Origin of the sequence: Halorubrum sp. DM2, from assembly GCF_901686465.1 — an archaeon.
GTDB lineage: Archaea > Halobacteriota > Halobacteria > Halobacteriales > Haloferacaceae > Halorubrum.
The window spans coordinates 1533752-1549816 of record NZ_LR594487.1; the positions used below are offsets into that span (position 1 = coordinate 1533752).

The 16065-nt window shown below is 69.8% G+C and carries 19 protein-coding genes; 7 read left to right on the plus strand and 12 right to left on the minus strand.

The features are described from left to right. The first annotated feature begins 57 nt into the window (after positions 1 to 57). A complete protein-coding gene (locus QOL69_RS07885; protein WP_283402741.1) occupies positions 58 to 1095 on the plus strand; it encodes a succinylglutamate desuccinylase/aspartoacylase family protein in 1038 nt (345 codons plus the stop codon). A gap of 53 nt (positions 1096 to 1148) precedes the next feature. On the opposite strand, the gene QOL69_RS07890 is transcribed toward QOL69_RS07885, so the two are convergent. The 5 genes from QOL69_RS07890 to QOL69_RS07910 form a co-directional block, all read right to left on the minus strand. After that, positions 1149 to 1634 (minus strand): Tfx family DNA-binding protein, encoded by a 486-nt coding sequence (locus QOL69_RS07890; RefSeq protein ID WP_283402742.1) that lies wholly within the window; start codon positions 1632 to 1634, stop codon positions 1149 to 1151. A gap of 486 nt (positions 1635 to 2120) precedes the next feature. Next, positions 2121 to 2597 carry a TRAM domain-containing protein gene (locus tag QOL69_RS07895; protein ID WP_283402743.1) on the minus strand — a complete coding sequence of 159 codons (477 nt, stop codon included), beginning with the start codon at positions 2595 to 2597 and terminating at the stop codon, positions 2121 to 2123. A 200-nt stretch (positions 2598 to 2797) separates the two neighbouring features. After that, complete coding sequence (locus tag QOL69_RS07900) at positions 2798 to 3145, minus strand: zinc finger SWIM domain-containing protein (protein WP_048077894.1); 348 nt, start codon at positions 3143 to 3145, stop codon at positions 2798 to 2800. An 89-nt stretch (positions 3146 to 3234) separates the two neighbouring features. Beyond that, on the minus strand, positions 3235 to 3603 hold the full coding sequence (locus QOL69_RS07905) for a hypothetical protein (protein WP_048077893.1): 369 nt from the start codon (positions 3601 to 3603) through the stop codon (positions 3235 to 3237). 453 nt (positions 3604 to 4056) lie between these two features. Further along, positions 4057 to 5955: an ATP-binding protein gene (locus tag QOL69_RS07910; RefSeq protein WP_283402744.1), complete on the minus strand. Its 1899-nt coding sequence runs from the start codon at positions 5953 to 5955 to the stop codon at positions 4057 to 4059. A 154-nt stretch (positions 5956 to 6109) separates the two neighbouring features. Here QOL69_RS07910 and QOL69_RS07915 point away from each other — a divergent pair, with 154 nt between their 5' ends. Then, positions 6110 to 6337, plus strand: a complete 228-nt coding sequence (locus QOL69_RS07915; RefSeq protein ID WP_283402745.1) for a DUF7987 family protein — start codon at positions 6110 to 6112, stop codon at positions 6335 to 6337. 265 nt (positions 6338 to 6602) lie between these two features. Here the strand turns inward: QOL69_RS07915 and QOL69_RS07920 are convergent, their stop codons facing one another. Both QOL69_RS07920 and QOL69_RS07925 read right to left on the minus strand, forming a co-directional pair. Continuing rightward, positions 6603 to 6929, minus strand: a complete 327-nt coding sequence (locus tag QOL69_RS07920) for a DUF8022 family protein (RefSeq protein ID WP_283402746.1) — start codon at positions 6927 to 6929, stop codon at positions 6603 to 6605. Next, entirely contained in the window at positions 6929 to 8473 is a 1545-nt protein-coding gene (locus QOL69_RS07925; protein ID WP_283402747.1) for an acyl-CoA carboxylase subunit beta, read from the minus strand. The genes QOL69_RS07920 and QOL69_RS07925 overlap by 1 nt, the downstream gene beginning before the upstream one ends. Positions 8474 to 8801: 328 nt before the next feature. On the opposite strand from QOL69_RS07925, the gene QOL69_RS07930 reads away from it, so the two are divergent. The 5 genes from QOL69_RS07930 to QOL69_RS07950 all read left to right on the plus strand — a co-directional run bounded on the left by QOL69_RS07930 (position 8802) and on the right by QOL69_RS07950 (position 11430). Continuing rightward, complete coding sequence (locus tag QOL69_RS07930) at positions 8802 to 9440, plus strand: 50S ribosomal protein L1 (RefSeq protein WP_048077888.1); 639 nt, start codon at positions 8802 to 8804, stop codon at positions 9438 to 9440. Then, positions 9437 to 10480 carry a 50S ribosomal protein L10 gene (locus QOL69_RS07935; RefSeq protein ID WP_283402748.1) on the plus strand — a complete coding sequence of 348 codons (1044 nt, stop codon included), beginning with the start codon at positions 9437 to 9439 and terminating at the stop codon, positions 10478 to 10480. Before QOL69_RS07930 ends, QOL69_RS07935 begins: the two co-directional genes overlap by 4 nt. Positions 10481 to 10496: 16 nt before the next feature. After that, a complete protein-coding gene (gene rpl12p, locus QOL69_RS07940; protein ID WP_283402749.1) occupies positions 10497 to 10841 on the plus strand; it encodes a 50S ribosomal protein P1 in 345 nt (114 codons plus the stop codon). Between the two features lie 123 nt (positions 10842 to 10964). Next, entirely contained in the window at positions 10965 to 11156 is a 192-nt protein-coding gene (locus tag QOL69_RS07945) for a hypothetical protein (protein ID WP_283402750.1), read from the plus strand. Positions 11157 to 11214: 58 nt separating this feature from the next. Continuing rightward, positions 11215 to 11430, plus strand: coding sequence for a DUF7472 family protein (locus QOL69_RS07950; RefSeq protein ID WP_048077890.1), 216 nt, complete (start codon positions 11215 to 11217; stop codon positions 11428 to 11430). A 50-nt stretch (positions 11431 to 11480) separates the two neighbouring features. On the opposite strand, the gene QOL69_RS07955 is transcribed toward QOL69_RS07950, so the two are convergent. The 5 genes from QOL69_RS07955 to QOL69_RS07975 all read right to left on the minus strand — a co-directional run bounded on the left by QOL69_RS07955 (position 11481) and on the right by QOL69_RS07975 (position 15875). Further along, positions 11481 to 12653, minus strand: a complete 1173-nt coding sequence (locus QOL69_RS07955; protein WP_283402751.1) for a DNA primase — start codon at positions 12651 to 12653, stop codon at positions 11481 to 11483. A 90-nt stretch (positions 12654 to 12743) separates the two neighbouring features. Next, the gene (locus QOL69_RS07960) at positions 12744 to 13394 is read right to left on the minus strand and encodes an HVO_2922 family protein (protein ID WP_283402752.1); all 651 of its coding nucleotides are present in this window, start codon (positions 13392 to 13394) and stop codon (positions 12744 to 12746) included. Positions 13395 to 13478: 84 nt separating this feature from the next. Then, complete coding sequence (locus QOL69_RS07965; RefSeq protein WP_283402753.1) at positions 13479 to 14120, minus strand: protein sorting system archaetidylserine decarboxylase; 642 nt, start codon at positions 14118 to 14120, stop codon at positions 13479 to 13481. After that, entirely contained in the window at positions 14117 to 15166 is a 1050-nt protein-coding gene (locus QOL69_RS07970; RefSeq protein ID WP_283402754.1) for an AAA family ATPase, read from the minus strand. Before QOL69_RS07970 ends, QOL69_RS07965 begins: the two co-directional genes overlap by 4 nt. A 52-nt stretch (positions 15167 to 15218) precedes the next feature. Further along, positions 15219 to 15875: a DUF4013 domain-containing protein gene (locus QOL69_RS07975; RefSeq protein ID WP_048077886.1), complete on the minus strand. Its 657-nt coding sequence runs from the start codon at positions 15873 to 15875 to the stop codon at positions 15219 to 15221. Positions 15876 to 16065 lie beyond the last annotated feature (190 nt).

Here is a 16065-nt window from a genome sequence, read left to right on the forward strand (position 1 = left end):
CCCCGTCGCGCGACCGCATCCCCGACGTATAACCCCGAGCCGGACCGAGCCGGACACATGCACACCAGTCGCGACCTCACGCTCGCGCGGCTCCCCTCGGGAGTCCCGATCCGGACAACCGTCCACGCGTACGGCGAGGGCAAACTCGTCGACGGCGACGACGGTCCCGAGCTCGACGCGCCGGCGGACGCCCCCGTGGTGTACGCGCAGGCCGCCCAGCACGGTCGCGAGGTGAACGGGGCCGCGGTCCTCCGACGGCTCCACGACCGACTCGTCGGAGCGGAGTCCGAAGGCGGAGCCGACCCGCCGGCCGCCGACCTCGACGGGACGCTCGTGACGGTGCCGGTCGCCGACCCGCTCACCTTCGACCGGGTCTCGTACACGACGCCGGAGTCGCTCGACTCGCGGCAGCCGAACATGAACCGCTGCTGGCCCGGCGACGCGGAGGGGTCGCTCCACGAGCGGATGGCGGCCCGGCTCTGGGCGTTCGCGAGCGAGGCGGACGCGGTCGTCGACCTCCACACCGGGTCGCCGTCGATGGCGACGCACGCGGTGTACATGCGCGGCGACGAGGACTGCCGCGGGCTGGCGGAGGCGTTCGGCACCGACCTGCTGCTCGCGGAGGCCGCAGGCGATGACGCGGACACCGAGTGGGACGAGCGCGGGTTCGCCGGGAAGCTCCGCGTTGCCGCCACCCGCGAGGGGATCCCGACGATCACGCCCGAACTCGCCCACAGTCGGGAGGTCGTCCCGGAGGCCGTCGAGACCGGCGTGGCGGGAACCCTCGGCGTCCTGCGACGCGAAGGACTGCTCGACGGGGAGCCGGACCCGTGGGACGGGACCGTCGCCCGCAACCACCTCGGACGGGTGATCGCCGACGACTCCGGGCTGTTCGTTCCCGAACCCGACCTCGCCGTCGGGGACTGGGTGTCGGACGGGGAGCGCGTCGGCGAGGTGTTCGACCCGACGACGTTCGAGACGCTTCAGGTCGCACATGCCGACCGCGACGGGATCGCGTACTCGGTCGCCCGGGAGTCGACCGTCACCGCGGGCGCGACGCTCGTCGGCGTCGCCGAGCGGATCGACGAGAAGTGAAAATCGGGTGGTGAGAAGCGGAGTGAACGTCCACCCGGCCGAGCGGCCGGCGACTACGGGCGTCGGACGCGGATCTGTCCGTCGGCCGCGACCGTGACGAACAGCCGGCGGCGGACCTCGCGGCCGCGGACCGCGTCGCCCGCGCGGTCGCCGATCGCTCGCATGAGCTCCGGCGCGGTCTGGTTCACCTTCACGCCGGCCTCGTCGCAGGCGTCGTACACGCGCTTGGGCGCGTCGTAGAGGTCGGTTCCTTCCTCGATCTCGACGCGGACCGGGGCCGACAGCGCCTCCGCGAACGCGACCGTCTCGCGGGCGCGCTCGACGTTGTCGCGGGCGCTCGCCTCGACGCTGGAGACGTTCGCGCGCGAGGTGCCGAGCCGGTCCGCGATGTCCGACTGCCGGAGCCCGCGCTCGCGGAGCGCCAGCACCTCCGCCTGTCGGCGGGTGAGCACGCTCTCGTCGGCGTCGAACCCCGCCCGATCGAGGACCGAGTCGGCGTCGACGTCCGCGGGGTCGGGCCGTCCGTCGTCTGCCACCATGCGATCACCGACGGGCCGGGCGGTCAAAAAACGGCGGTTTCGCGGGGCGGCGGAGCGACCCGGCGATTCCCGATTCGGCGCGCGCCTCCGAGCGGTCGCCTCCAGCGACCGCGAGGAGCGTCGCGCGAGGGAGTCAGCGGCGACCAACGGGAGCCGCTGACGAGGCTGGGGAGGCGTGAGGTGCGGGGCGGTGCGGGGTGGGACTCGAAGGGGCAGCCGTGAGGCGGGCAGAGGCGACGTAAGCACTGAACGAGTGAGCGAAGCGAACGAGTGAGGCGCGCAGCGAGCGTCTGCCCGCCTCACGGCAGGGGCTTCGGCGGTCGTGTGCTCGGAAAGAGTCGCGTCGTAGCGAGCGGCTGGGGCTTCGGCGGTCGTGTCCGTGGCAACGACTACGTCGTAGTGGGCGGCTAGAATTTTAGTCGCGTTCGCGTCGCAATCGCCGGCGTCCGGACTGTCCGTGGGGTGGGGGTCACCCCGAGACGCCGGTCACTTCCCCCAGAAGTTCTCGCGGCTGCCGAGTCGCTCGCGGTCCGGGCGGTCACGACGGTGGTCCTCGTCGTCATCCTCGTCGACCTCGCCGTCGTCCGCGCCGACCGCCTCGTCGTCGTCGGCCTCCTCGTCCGGGTCGTCGGGGAGGCGCTCGACCACGTCCTGCGCCGTCGCGTGGCTGGATTTGACCCGGTGGATCTTGACCTCGGCGCGCGCCGGGGGGAGGAGTCCGTCGACGAGGACGATGAAGCCGTCGTCGGTGCGGCCGACGCCGGCCCCGCTCTCGTGGATGTCGTCGACCTCGACCGTGACGACCTCGCCGGGCTGGACCGGCTGCTGTTTCAGCTCGTAGATCGGCATGTCGTAGTGGTTACACCACTCCGCGCCGCCTTTGTTGCCGTAGTGTTGACACCCCATCCCCTCGATTCGTTCGTCGAAACTGGGGCAGTCGTCGGCGAGTGGACAGTCCGCCATACCGTAGGGGAGACCGGCCGCCGTTGTAAACGTTTTCGACTCTCAGACCGAGATTTGCGAAAACGGCCGGTTCACGCGGCCGAGCGGCGGCTGCTGAGAACGGGCGGGAGACGCGCGAACGGCGGGAGACGCGCAGACGGCGGAAAACGCGGAAGCAGCGGGAAACGCGCGAACGGAGGGGAGCGCGCGTCGGGGGGGTCTCAGAGGAACTCGCGGACCTCGGAGTACCACATGTCGTGGTGGTCGACGGCGTCGATCGCCTCCGCGACGTCGACCGCGATAGCGTGCCAGCAGCGCTCGGAGGGGTCGTCGGGGTCGAGGTTGTACGTCGCGTCGGCGCAGTCGCACTCGCCGTCCTCGATCACGTACTCGTCCTCGTGGCCGACGACGACGGTGAAGTCGCGGTACTGTTTCACGCGGCTCTCGCCGACGGCCTCGATCGCGCGCTGCCCGCGGTCGCCGTGCTCGTCGACGATGCTCGCGGCGATCGGGCCGGTCAGCTCTCCGGCCTCCGTGATCGCGGCGCGCCAGTCGTCGACCGGCTCCATGTACCCTCCTTTTCGGGCGGTCGGTTAAATCCCGTCGGTCATCGGGAACCGGGGGCGGCTCGTTCGACCGCGAACGCCGGACCCGGCGGTCACGTCCGCGGCAGCGCCCCGGACTCGTAGACGGGCTCCATGAGGAGTGCGACGGCGACCGCGAGCGGGAACGAGTACGACTCGTACGCGTCGAAGGAGACGCCGATCAGTCGGCCGCCGAGCGAGGCGACCATCATCAGGATGAGAAGGCCCCAGGCGGTGAACGCGAACCGCCAGAGCCGTCCGACGTCCAGTTCGGGACGCAGTCGGAGCAGGCCGAGCGCGACGGCGAGCGGAGCGCCGAATCCGGCTATTCCTTCGACGGTCGGCGAGACGGACGACGCGGTTCGGACGGCAAACGACGTGAGTTGTCCGACGGTGAGACAGAGCGCGATCCACGCCTCAACGACGCGACGCGAGGAGGGCATACCGGCCGTTTATTTTCCTCTGTGAAATTTTTCCGAACAGAAATTCCTCGATAATACGAGTCTGCTTATAAGTCGCCGATCGACACGAACATTCCCGAAGTCCCAGTCGCTCGGCTGTACAGGAGTGGATCTGTTTATAAACCGTCGATCGACACGAACACTCCTGAATCCCCAGTCGCGAGGCGGACACACGCTCGCTGCGCTCCTCGTCGCTCGTTTCACTCGTTCCTGCGGTGCTTACTTCGCCTGTGCCCGCCTCGCGACTGCCCCTTCGAGTCCCACCCGACCGCGACCGCACAGCAACCGCACCTCACGCCTCCCCAGCCTCGTCGGCGGCTCCCGATGGTCGCCGCCGACTCCCTCGCGCGGCGCTCCACCGCGGTCGTCGGGGGCGACCGCTCGGAGGCGCGCGCCGACGGGCTACAAAAGGTATTTCTCGTGGCGTGTGGCGGATTACTCTAGCACGATCAGCACGTCGCCCATGTCGACGCTGTCGCCCTCACCGACGTGGACGCTCGCGACGGTACCGCCGCGCTCGGCGACCACGTCGTTCTCCATCTTCATCGCTTCGAGGACGCAGACCACGTCGCCGGCGGCGACCTCGTCGCCCTCGCTCACGTCGACCGAGAGGATCGTTCCCTGCATCTCCGCGTCGATGGACTCGCCGCCCTCCGCGACGTCGACGGCGTCGTCGCCGCCGTCGTCGGACTTCGCCTGTGGGGGGCGCTTTTGCCCGCCGCCACCGCCGCCCCCGCTCTCCGGGACCGGGATGGCGGGCGCGCCGCGCTCCTCTAACTCGACGTCGAAGCGCTTGCCGTTCACCTCGACGGTGAACTCGCGTTCGGTCACCTCCTCGTCGTCGTCGGCCCCGCTCGCCGTCTCGGAGCCCCACCGCTCCTGCGCGTCGGCGATCAGGTCGGGGTCCAGCTCCTCGTCGAGGTACTTCGTCGTGTGCGTGCCGTCGACGAAGCGCCGGTCGTCGCACATCAGGCGGTGGAACGGGACGATAGTGACGACGCCGTCGATATCGTACTCGGCGAGGGCGCGCTTCGACCGCGCGAGACACTCCTCGCGGTCCGGGGCCCGCACGATCAGCTTCGCGATCATCGAGTCGTAGTCGGTGACTAAGTCGTCGCCCTGCCGGAGCGCGTCGTCGACGCGCACGCCGATCCCGCCCGGCGGGTCGTACGTCTCCAGCGACCCCTCGTTGGCGGGCTGAAAGTCGTTCGCGGCGTTCTCGGCGTTGATCCGGAACTCGATCGCGTGGCCCTCAAGCTCGACGTCGTCCTGCGAGACCGAGAGGCCCTCGCCGCTGGCGACCCGGAGCTGCTCTTTGACGATGTCGATCCCCGTCAGCTCCTCGGTGACGGTGTGTTCGACCTGAATTCGGGTGTTGACTTCGAGGAAGTAGAAGTTCGTCTCCGGACCGAGCGGCTCCGCCGGGTCGCGGTCGGGGTCCTCCTCGACGAGGAACTCGACCGTCCCGGCGTTGGTGTAGTCGGCGGCGGCGACGCCCCGGCGGGCGGCCTCGCCGATCTGCTCGCGCAGTTCGTCGGAGAGCGCGGGGGAGGGAGCCTCCTCGACCACCTTCTGGTGGCGGCGCTGGAGCGAGCAGTCGCGCTCGCCGAGGTGGACCACGTCGCTCTCCGAGAGGTCGGCGTCGGCGGTCGCGTCCTCGCCGCCTGACCCCGCGGCCGGGTCGTCCGCGACGATCTGGACCTCGATGTGTCGGGGAGTCTGGAGGTAGCGTTCGAGGTACACCGAGTCGTTCGAGAAGTACGCCTCGCCCTCTCGTTTCGCGGATTCGAGGGCCTCCTCGGCCTCCTCGGCGCTCTCGACGACCTTCATCCCGCGACCGCCGCCGCCGCCCTCGGCTTTGATCGCGACCGGGTAGCCGTACTCGTCGCCGAACTCGGTCACCGCCTCGACGTCGGTGACCGGCTCGGTCGTCCCAGGGACGATCGGGACGCCCGCGTCGTCCATCACGCGGCGCGCGTGGGTCTTCTCGCCGAGGCGCTCCATCGCGTCACTCGCCGGGCCGACCCACGTGATCCCGTCGGCGGCCTCGACGCGGGCCGCGAAGTCGGCGTTCTCCGCGAGGAAGCCGTAGCCTGGGTGGATCGCGTCGGCGTCGGCCGCGCGCGCCGCCTCGACGACCGCCTCGCCGTCGAGGTAGGAGTCGGCCGCGCGCGCCGGCCCGACGTTGTACGCCTCGTCCGCGTACCGGACGTGGCCGCCGTGCTTGTCCGCGTCGCTGTAGACGGCGACGGTATCGACGCCGAGCTCCGCACAGGCGCGCATCACCCGGACCGCGATCTCGCCGCGGTTCGCCACGAGAACCTTATCGAACATTCCTGTCGGTTCTTCCACGAACTGCTACCAAACTCTGTCGGTCCGTGGCGGCGCTCAGCACGGGCCGTCGGACCGGGGCGGGCCGCGGCGGCGCTCGCACCGACCGGCGGAGCATGCCGGGACGATTAAGGGAACCCGAGCGAGACGGAGGGGTATGCTCGACGCGGGAAACCCGTACGTGCTGCCGTCGACGCTGGTCGGTGCCGCGGTCTACCTCGGTCTCACGGTCGTCACCGACGCGTCGCTGCCGATCCGGATCGGCGCGCTCCTCGCGTTCGTCGTCGTCGTTCCGGCCGTCCTCAACCGTCTCCTCGGGGGCCGGGGACCGTCGGAGAGCCTCGGTGTGGACGACGAGGCGACCGGCGACGAGGGGGCGCGCTGAGCGCGCGACCGAGGGACGCGTTACCACAGGCATAAATGTCAGCGGACGCATGTACGAACGCGCCCTGAATCGGGGCCGAATCGGCGGCTCGGCGGGTCAACGCCGCGCCCTCGGGGGAATGCGCGCGGCCGGACGCCTCCGCGTCCGGTACTTTCGTTCGACGTGTCCGGAGCCCGACACCGACGGCTCCGTCGGTCGGCGCGATATCACGACGGTGGGATCGCCGCGCGCTCGACCGCGCGACTGGGCGAGAGCGACCGGCCGCTCAGAACCGGTCGCTCCGTCCGGCCGCGGTCCACGGGTCCGTCGGGGCGTCGGCGGAGACGCGGACCCGTCGTCGGTGGAGCCGGTCGATCCGGCCGGCGAGCCCCCACCGGTCCTCGTCGCGGCCGCCGTCGTCCGCGTCGCTCGCGGCGGCCGCGGCGGCGAGTTCGCCGTCCCGGAGGTGGGCGGCGACCGCCGCGGCGATGGCGGCCGCCTCCTCGTCGCCCGCGTCATCGGGGATCGAGAGGCCGGCGAGCCGGGCCGCTCCGGGAGCCGCCCGCTCACTGACGGCCGCCTGCCCGTCGACTGACTCGTCGTCGGTCGCCATCAGATCGGGATGTTACCGTGCTTCTTCGCGGGCTGGTCCGAGCGCTTCCCCTTCAGCATCTTCAGGTCTTGGATGAGACGCGTGCGGGTCTCCGTCGGCTCGATGACGTCGTCGACGAAGCCGCGGTCGGCGGCGGTGTAAGGGTTCGCGAACTCCTCGCGGTACTCGTCGATGAGCTCCTGTCTGCGCGCGTCGGGGTCGTCGGCCTCGGCCAGCTCCTCGCGGTAGAGGACGTTGACCGCGCCCTTCGGCCCCATCACGGCGATCTCGGCGGTGGGCCACGCGTAGTTGACGTCGCCGCCGATGTGTTTCGACGACATCACGCAGTAGGCCCCGCCGTACGCCTTTCGGGTGATGACGGTGAGAAGGGGAACGGTCGCCTCCGAGAAGGCGTACAGCAGCTTCGCGCCGTGGCGGATGATCCCGTTGTGCTCCTGGTCGGTGCCGGGCATGAACCCGGGCACGTCCTCGAAGGTGACGATGGGGATGTTGAACGCGTCACAGAAGCGGACGAACCGCGCGCCCTTCTGGCTCGACTCGATGTCGAGGGTGCCGGCGTTCACGCGGGGGTTGTTCGCGACGACGCCGACCGAGTGACCGTCGAGGCGGGCGAAGCCGACGACGATGTTCTTCGCGAAGTTCTCCTGCACCTCGAAGAAGGAGCCCTCGTCCGCGACGCTGCCGATCACGTCTTTCATATCGTACGGCTTCCGGGGCGCGTCGGGGACGATATCGGCCAGCTCGTCGTCGGCGCGCTCGGGGTCGTCCCACGGCTCGACGCGGGGCGGGTCCTCGACGTTGTTCGCGGGGAGGTACGAGAGTAGGCGAGCGATGTTGTCCAGCGCCTCCTCCTCGCTTTCCTCGGCGAAGTGCGCGACGCCCGAGGTCGACGTGTGGGTGACCGCGCCGCCCAGCTCCTCGAAGCTCACCTCCTCGCCGGTGACCGTCTCGATGACGTCCGGCCCGGTGATGAACATGTGGGAGGTGTCTTTCACCATGAACGTGAAGTCCGTGATGGCCGGGGAGTACACCGCCCCGCCCGCGCACGGCCCCATGATCGCCGATATCTGGGGGATGACCCCCGAGGCCTCCGTGTTGCGCCGGAAGATCTCCGCGAAGCCGCCGAGCGAGGCGACCCCTTCCTGAATCCGCGCGCCGGCGGAGTCGTTGAGTCCGACGACGGGCGCGCCCACGTCCATCGCCTTGTCCATCACCTTACACACCTTCTCGGCGAACACCTCGCCGAGGGAGCCGCCGAAGACGGTGAAGTCGTGCGCGAACACGAACGTCTTCCGGCCGTTGACCTCGCCGTAGCCGGTCACCACGCCGTCGCCCGGGATCTGTTTCTCCTCCATCCCGAAGGTGTGGTTGCGGTGGGTGCGGAACCGGTCGAACTCGTGGAAGGTGCCGTCGTCGAGGAAGTAGTCGATCCGCTCGCGGGCGGTCATCTTCCCCTTGTCGTGTTGCGACTGGATCCGGTCTTCGCCCCCGCCCTTCGACGCCCGCTCGCGGCGCTCGCGGAGGTCTTCGATGCGGTCGTCCATCGTCACGGCGGACCACCCTGCGTCATTACCTCGTGGGTCGGACAGCGCCGTCAAAAGGGTTCCCCTATCCGACGTTTTCGGCTTCGACGCGCGTCGAATCGCCGTCGCAGCCGGTCGACCTCGCCCCACGGCCCCCGGTCTCGACGGCCTAGCCTCGATCACTGGCCGCAACTTCTCGCCCTCGACCGCCCGCACAGGCCCTGTCTTCGGTTCGCACGCGGACGGGCGGTTCGACGCTTTTAAACCTCCGATGAACCACTCTCCGATGAGACAGGCTTCGCCTGTTTCACTGACCCGTAGGAGCGACCTGCGTACTACGGAGGTGAAAATGGCAGACACAATACAAGAGGCCGTAACCCTCGCACTCGACGATGCGCCCGAGCGGAACTTCCGCGAGACCGTGGACATCGCGATCAACCTGCGAGATCTCGACCTCAACGATCCGTCGAACCGTATCGACGAGTCCATCGTGCTGCCGGCTGGAACGGGGCAGGAGACACAGATCGTCGTCTTCGCGGAGGGCGAAACCGCCGTCCGCGCAGAGGAGGTCGCTGACGAAGTGCTCGACAGCGACGACCTCGAAGACCTCGGAGACGACGACGACCGCGCAAAGGACCTGGCCGACGATACCGACTTCTTCGTCGCGGAGGCCAACCTGATGCAGGACATCGGTCGGTACCTCGGTACCGTCCTCGGTCCGCGCGGGAAGATGCCTACCCCACTACAGCCGGACGATGACGTCGTCGACACAGTCAATCGGATGAAGAACACGGTGCAGCTCCGGTCGCGCGACCGGCGCACGTTCCACACCCGCGTCGGTGCCGAAGACATGAGCGCCGACGACATCTCGGACAACATCGACGTCATCATCCGACGACTCGAAGCAGACCTCGAGAAGGGGCCGCTCAACATCGACGGGATCTACGTGAAGACCACGATGGGTCCCGCGAAGGAGGTGCCCGTATGAGCTCGGTCCGGAAGACCGAGACGATCCCCGAGTGGAAACGCGAGGAGGTCGACGAACTCGTCGACTTTATCGACTCGTACAACTCCGTCGGGATCGTCGGCGTGGCCGGCATTCCGAGCCGCCAGCTTCAGGCCATGCGCCGGGAGCTTCACGGCTCGGCCGCCGTCCGCATGAGCCGAAACACGCTCACGAACCGAGCCCTTGAGGAGGTCAACGACGGGGTCGAGGCGCTGACGGAGTTCGTCAGCGGTCAGGTGGCGCTCGTCGGCACCAACGACAACCCGTTCGGCCTCTTCAAGCAGCTCGAAGCCTCGAAGACCCCCGCCCCGATCAACGAGGGCGAGGTGGCTCCCAACGACATCGTGATCCCCGAGGGCGACACCGGCGTCGACCCGGGACCGTTCGTCGGCGAGCTCCAGACCGTGGGCGCGGCCGCGCGCATCCAAGACGGCTCGATCAAGGTCACCGAGGACTCGACGGTGCTGACGGAGGGCGAGGTCGTCGACGCCGACCTCGCGAACGTCCTCGTCGAGCTCGGAATCGAGCCGAAGGAGGTCGGGCTGGACCTGCGCGCCGTCTACTCCGAGGGCGTCCTGTTCGAGCCGGACGAGCTCGAAATCGACGTCGACGAGTACCGCGCGGACGTCCAGTCCGCCGCGGCCGCCGCGCGCAACCTCTCGGTCAACGCCGCGTATCCGACGGCCGCCACCGCCGGCACCCTTCTCGCGAAGGCGTCCGGCGAGGCGAAGTCCGTCGGCCTGTTCGCGGAGATCGAGAGCCCGGACGTCGTGCCCGACCTGATCGGGAAGGCCGACGCCCAGCTTCGCGCGCTCGCGGCACAGATCGACGACGAGGAGGCGCTCCCCGAGGAGCTCCAGGGCGTCGAGACCGCGCCGGCGACGGAGCCGGCCGACGACGCCGACGCGGAGGAGGAACAGGCGGACGAAGAGACGGAAGACGCCGAGGACACCACCGACGACGACGCCGACGACGACGACGGCGACGACGGCGGCGAGGGACTCGGCGCGATGTTCGGATAACACGAGGTACACACCAATGGAATACGTTTACGCTGCGCTCATCCTGAACGAGACTGGAGCAGAGATCAACGAAGACAACGTCACCGGCGTGCTGGAAGCCGCCGGCGTCGACGTCGAGGAGTCCCGCGTCAAGGCGCTCGTCGCCGCGCTGGAGGACGTCGACATCGAGGAGGCCATCGAGACGGCCGCCGCGGCACCCGCCGCCGGCGCGTCCGCCGGTGGTTCCGCGGACGCCGACGCGTCCGCCGACGAGGCCGACGACGACGATGACGACGACGAAGAGGCCGAGGCCGCCGACGAGGCGGACGACGACGAAGAGGAAGGCGACGGCGGCGAGGGTCTCGGCGAGCTCTTCGGCTGACGCCGGAGGACCGCTCGGACCCCGACCGGGTCGACCGACCGTCCGATTTTTTATCGGATCTCGCTATCCCGAGTGATAACGCCGTCCGCGAGTTTATGTGTCGATCTCGGAAACGGGGAAGCGATGAAGATCGTCGACGGCGACAAGGCGGAGTGCGATCGGTGCGAGTCGGTGTTTCCGCTCGCGGACGTCTCCCTGTTGGAGAAAGAGACCAACCGAGACTACGAGCGAGTGCTTTGCGACGAGTGTCTGGGGATCGTCGGCGTTCCGCGCGGGTACAGCCTGCGGCGAGACATCACGCACCTAGCGAAGTGAGGGGACGGCCGGAGTGCCCATCGAAGTCCTTTTTTAGCGGCGACGGGAAGCCGCAGCCATGGAAATCGACGCGGAACTCCGTCGGCAGATCACCGTTTCGCTGGCGGCGGCCGCGGTGTTCATCGTCGGACTGGTCGGCATCGGGGTCACCTTCGGCGGATCGACCGTCCTCCCGGAAGCGGGCGCGCTCGCGCTCGTGGCGCTTCTGGCCGGGTTCGTCCTCCTGATGGCCGGCGTCGGAACGTATCTGATGCGCGCGGACGACGAGTCCTAGGCGGTTCGTCCCGTTTCTCCGGTATTAGCGGCCGCAGCGGCGCGTCAAACTCACGCCTCGCTCGCTTCGTCCGGCTCCCGACCGGCCCGCCAGTCGGTCACCTCGTCGGCCGCGGCCACCCGTTTCTCGTAGTACGAGAGCGGATCGGCCGCGACCTGCATGTGGTCGTCCTCGTTGTGACAGATCCCGTAGTTCGCGAGCGTCTCGCAGGTCGGCGGCGGGTACTGGGTGCCCCGGTCATCCGTCAGGTACTCGGTCTGGTAGCGGATCCCCTCAGCGTCGAGGCTGGTGTCCGCACAGAAGGCGACGACCTCGTCGGGCGTCATCCCGATGCCGACGAGGAAGGCCATCAGCGCGAACGACTCGGCCGACGAGAGCGCGGCGTCGCGCTCGGCCTTCTCGATGAGGTTGGTCATACACGGCGGGAACAGGTCGGGCGCGACGACGTCGGGCGGCTCCGCGTAGGTACGCTCGGAGAGCAGCTGCCTGAGGTCGGCGACGCGCGATTCGAGCGCCTCACCGATCCCCTCATCGGCCGCTAACTCGAAGGGGAGACCCTCGGCGACGCGCTCCTCGACGGCCGCCTCCAGCGCCGCGAGCAGCTCGTCGCGGGAGACGCGCACCGCGCCGTCGGCGAGCGCCCGGTTGACGAGCCGCCACGAGTCCCCCCAGTCGGGCGAGGTGAGCCGGAGGTACGGACCGACGTCGATCCGGTAGTGGCTCGGGTCGCGGCCGGGACCGTTCCCGCCGGCCGCCGCCCCGCTCGCGGCTCCGCGACCGGCTCCGGCCGGGGAGCTCTCGTCGGGGCGCACGGCGTCCGCGAGGTCGAACTCGGCGAGCAGGTCGTCGAGCGCGACCGTCGCGGACGACACCGATCGCAGCTCGTCGTCGGTGTCGAGGTCGCGACGGACCCGGTCCATCGCGGTCGCGGCCTCCGCGGCGGCGTACTTCTCGATGGCGGGGTCGGAGTCGAGCAGGGAGACGAGGATCCGCGCGATGGGGTACGAGAGCAGCTCCGCCTGCGTGTCGTACGCGGACTCGCCCGGGAACGCGCCGCTCTCGGAGGCGACCGTCCCTTCGAGGAGGGCGCGTTCGACCCGCTCTCGCGCGCGCTCGACAGCGGGGGCGTCGGCCGCGACGAGCTCCGGCAGCGACACCGCGGCTGCCGCGACCGCCTCGCGGGCGCTCGCGAAGAACGGGTACTTGGCGTCGAGCGCGTCCATGTCGGCGAGAGGTAGTGAGGGCCGGCGAATAAGCGGTGCGGTCCGCGGCCGGCCGGTGGTCCGTCGACCGGCTCGTCGCGAGCCAGAGAGTTACTCGTCGGTCTCCTCGACCGCCGCGCCGGGCGCGTTCGTCTTCACGCTCCGGAGCCCCTGTTTCGCCTTCTGCTTGGAGGCGTACCCCTGCCCGCCGTCGGCGATGATGTTCCCGTTGTCGTGGCGGAGCCGCCAGCGGAACTGGTCGGCGTCGTCCGCGTACAGTTCGAAGGTCGCGTCGCTACCGCCCTCGTCGGGCGCTTCCTCGTCGCGCGAGATGTCGACGACGTGCGCGCCCGGCGCGTTTCGCTGGACGCTCTCGATTCCGGACTCGGCGTCGCGCTTGTCGACGTACCCCTCGCTGCCGTCGGCGATGATGTTCCCGTTGTCGTGGCGGAGCCGCCACCGGTGCTGGTCGGCGTTGTCCGCGTACAGCTCGAAGCTCGCCTTGCTCGCGGCCGCGTTCTCGTCGACCTCGGTCTCGGACTCCTCGAACTCCATCTCCACCTCGAAGTGGACCGTCCCGTCCTCGCGTTCGAGTTCGACTTCGACGTCGGACTCGGCGGTCGGATCGACCGTCACCGTGCCGGCGTCGTCGACCGGGACGGGATCCCCCCGGCCGAACGCCCGGGCGATACGTCGGAAGTAGGTGGCCAGTGCCTGTCGAGTCCGCGACCGCTTCTCCTCGTGAATGGTCTCTTCGGGCATACACGTGAGATGTCGTCGCCGCGAAACAAAAGCGTATACCCGAACTGGGGATTTCGGTCGCACGAGACCCACGTCGAGAGTCGCCTACGGCTCGCCCGGCCGCTCCGCGATGATCGTCTCGCCCGCGCGCACGCTGTCGCCCTCGGCGACCAACAGGTCGTCGCGGGTCACGTCGACGGGCAACACCACGTCCGCGCGGGAGCCGAACGAGACGTGGCCGACGCGGTCGCCGCGCTCGACGCGGTCGCCCGGCTCGACGGAGGGGTGAATCCGGCGGGCGAACCAGCCCGCGATGACGAGCAGTTCGTACTCGCCGAAGTCGACCGCGACCTGCTCGTTGCGGTCCGACTCCTTGTCGAACGCCGGGCGGTTCGCGCCGGGGCGGTGGCGGACCTCGCGGACCTCGCCCGCGAGCGGCGCGCGGTTGACGTGGACGTCGGTGACGTTCATGAACACGCCGACGCGGAGCCGCGACCCCTCCTCGCGCACCACGGAGACGGTGCCGTCGGCCGGGGCGAGGACGGTCTCGTCGCCCTTCGGCGGGTCGCGCTCCGGGTCGCGGTGGAACCAGAGGATTCCGACCGCGAGCGCGACGAGCGCGACCCCGACCGGCGGGAGGAACGGGAGCGCGACCGCGCCCGCGAGCGCCGGGACGAGCGCGAGGTTCCACGCGGCGTCGACCACGGGAAACGGGAGGAGTCGGGAGAGCGGGGGGGTCCGGGTCACGGCGCGACCTCCGCGTCCCGCAGCGCGGGCGAGAGCCGGGTCCGTCCCGCGGCCCACGCCGCGAGCAGGTGGACGAGGTGGGTCGTGTCGTCGAGGCCGTCGGAGAGGTCGAGGTCGGCCTCGCCGGCGAGCGCGTGGAGCCGCGCGAGGTCGTCGCCGCCGTACTCGGAGCCGGCGCGGGCGACCCGGAGGGTCTCGCGGAGCAGTTCCTGCCCGTCGTAGCCCTCGTCGAGGAGGTCGTCCAGCGTCGACCGCGCGTCCTTCAGGTCGCCGTTACGGGCGTCGGCGAGCGCCTCGCGGAGCGCGTCGTCGTCGCCGACCTCACCGAGCGTCTCGTAGGCCGTCGACATCGTGATCTCGTCGCCCTCGACCGCGGTCGCCTGCGCGGAGAGGATCGCCTCGCGGAGGTCGCCGCCGGCCGCGCTGGCGACGAACTCCAGCCCGTCGCCGTCGTGGTCGACGCCCTCGCGGTCGCAGATCGTTTCGAGGACGTCGATCGTCTCGTCGGTCGTCGGCGAGCGGACGCGGACCGGGAAGCAGCGCGACCGGATCGGCGCGATGAGCTTCGAGGGCTGGCGGGTGGCGATCACGAACTGCGTGGTCCGGTGGTGTTTCTCCATCACGCGGCGCAACGCCTGCTGGAAGTCCTCGCGGATCGCCTCCGCGTTGTCCAATAGGACCGTCTTGTACTCGCCGGACATCGGCGCGTACGACGCGGACTCCTTCAGCACGCGGTTTATCATGTCGCGTTTCGCCATGCGGCTCCGGCCTTCGAGGAACCCCTCGAACCGCGGGTCGGTCCGGATCTCCTTTTTGGTCCGACCGAAGAAGTCGGCGACGTTGATCTCGATCAGATCGGCCTCGGGGTCGGCGTGGGAGGCGTCGGCGAGCGCCCGTGCCGCCGCCGTCTTCCCGACCCCCGGCGGTCCCTGAACGACGAGGTTCATCGGCTCGTCGACGGCCCGACGCAGGCGGTCGCGGGCCTCGTCCTGCCGGATCTCGTCGAGGTCCGGCGCGTGCGTGTCTATCCACAGCGGTCCCTGCATTACCGGTACCTCGGGACCGCGCGGTCAAGAATCGGTCGGTCACGGCGGCCCCTCACCGCCGTCTCGCGCGCTCGACGGCCCGCCCCCAGAGGTACGCGGTCACGAGGAGCCCGTAGGCGAGGACGAAGGTGCCGGCGAGCGGTCCGATCCGAGAGAGCGTGAACAGCGCGCCGCCGACGCCGACCGTGACGACGAGCGCGGTGAACCCGAGCGTCCACCCGAAGAAGTAGGCGGCGTGGCCGGCTACCGGCCGGAGCGAGTCGGTGGAAAACGCCCGTCGGAGCGATCCCTGCCGGCCGTAGGTCGTCAGTGAGATCGGGACCAGATAGAGCCCGATGATCCCCATGAACAGGACGGCGGTCGAGCCGGCGAGGATCACGACGACCGGCGCGTCCGCGCCGGGTTCAAGCGTGATGACACCGTAGAGGGTCACGAGGAGCGCGGCAAACGGGACGCCGAGGAACGCCAGACAGACGACCAGTCCGCCGAGCGACCGGCGGAGAAGCGTCCGCCCGTCGGCGAGGAACGGCGGGAGGGAGTCGCCGCGTTCGCTGGCGGCCAACACGCGGACGAGGTAACCGACGACCGGCACCGCCGGAAGGACCGGGACGAGGACCGACAGCGCGAGGAGCAGCCAGACGGCGAGGAGCGGCCGCTCCGCGGCGTCGCCGGCGACCGGATACGAGACCGCGGCGATCGAGGGGCGCATGGGTGTGCCCATCCGCCGGACCGTAGTATGCCCGTCGGTCCGGCATCGGTATCTTTCTCGATCCGGCGTCGGTATCTCTCTCGATCCGGCGTCGGTATCTCTCTCGATCCGGCGTCGGTATCTCTCTCGATCCGGCGTCGGTATCTCTCTCGATCCGGCGTCGGTATCTCTCTCGATCCGGCGTCGATGC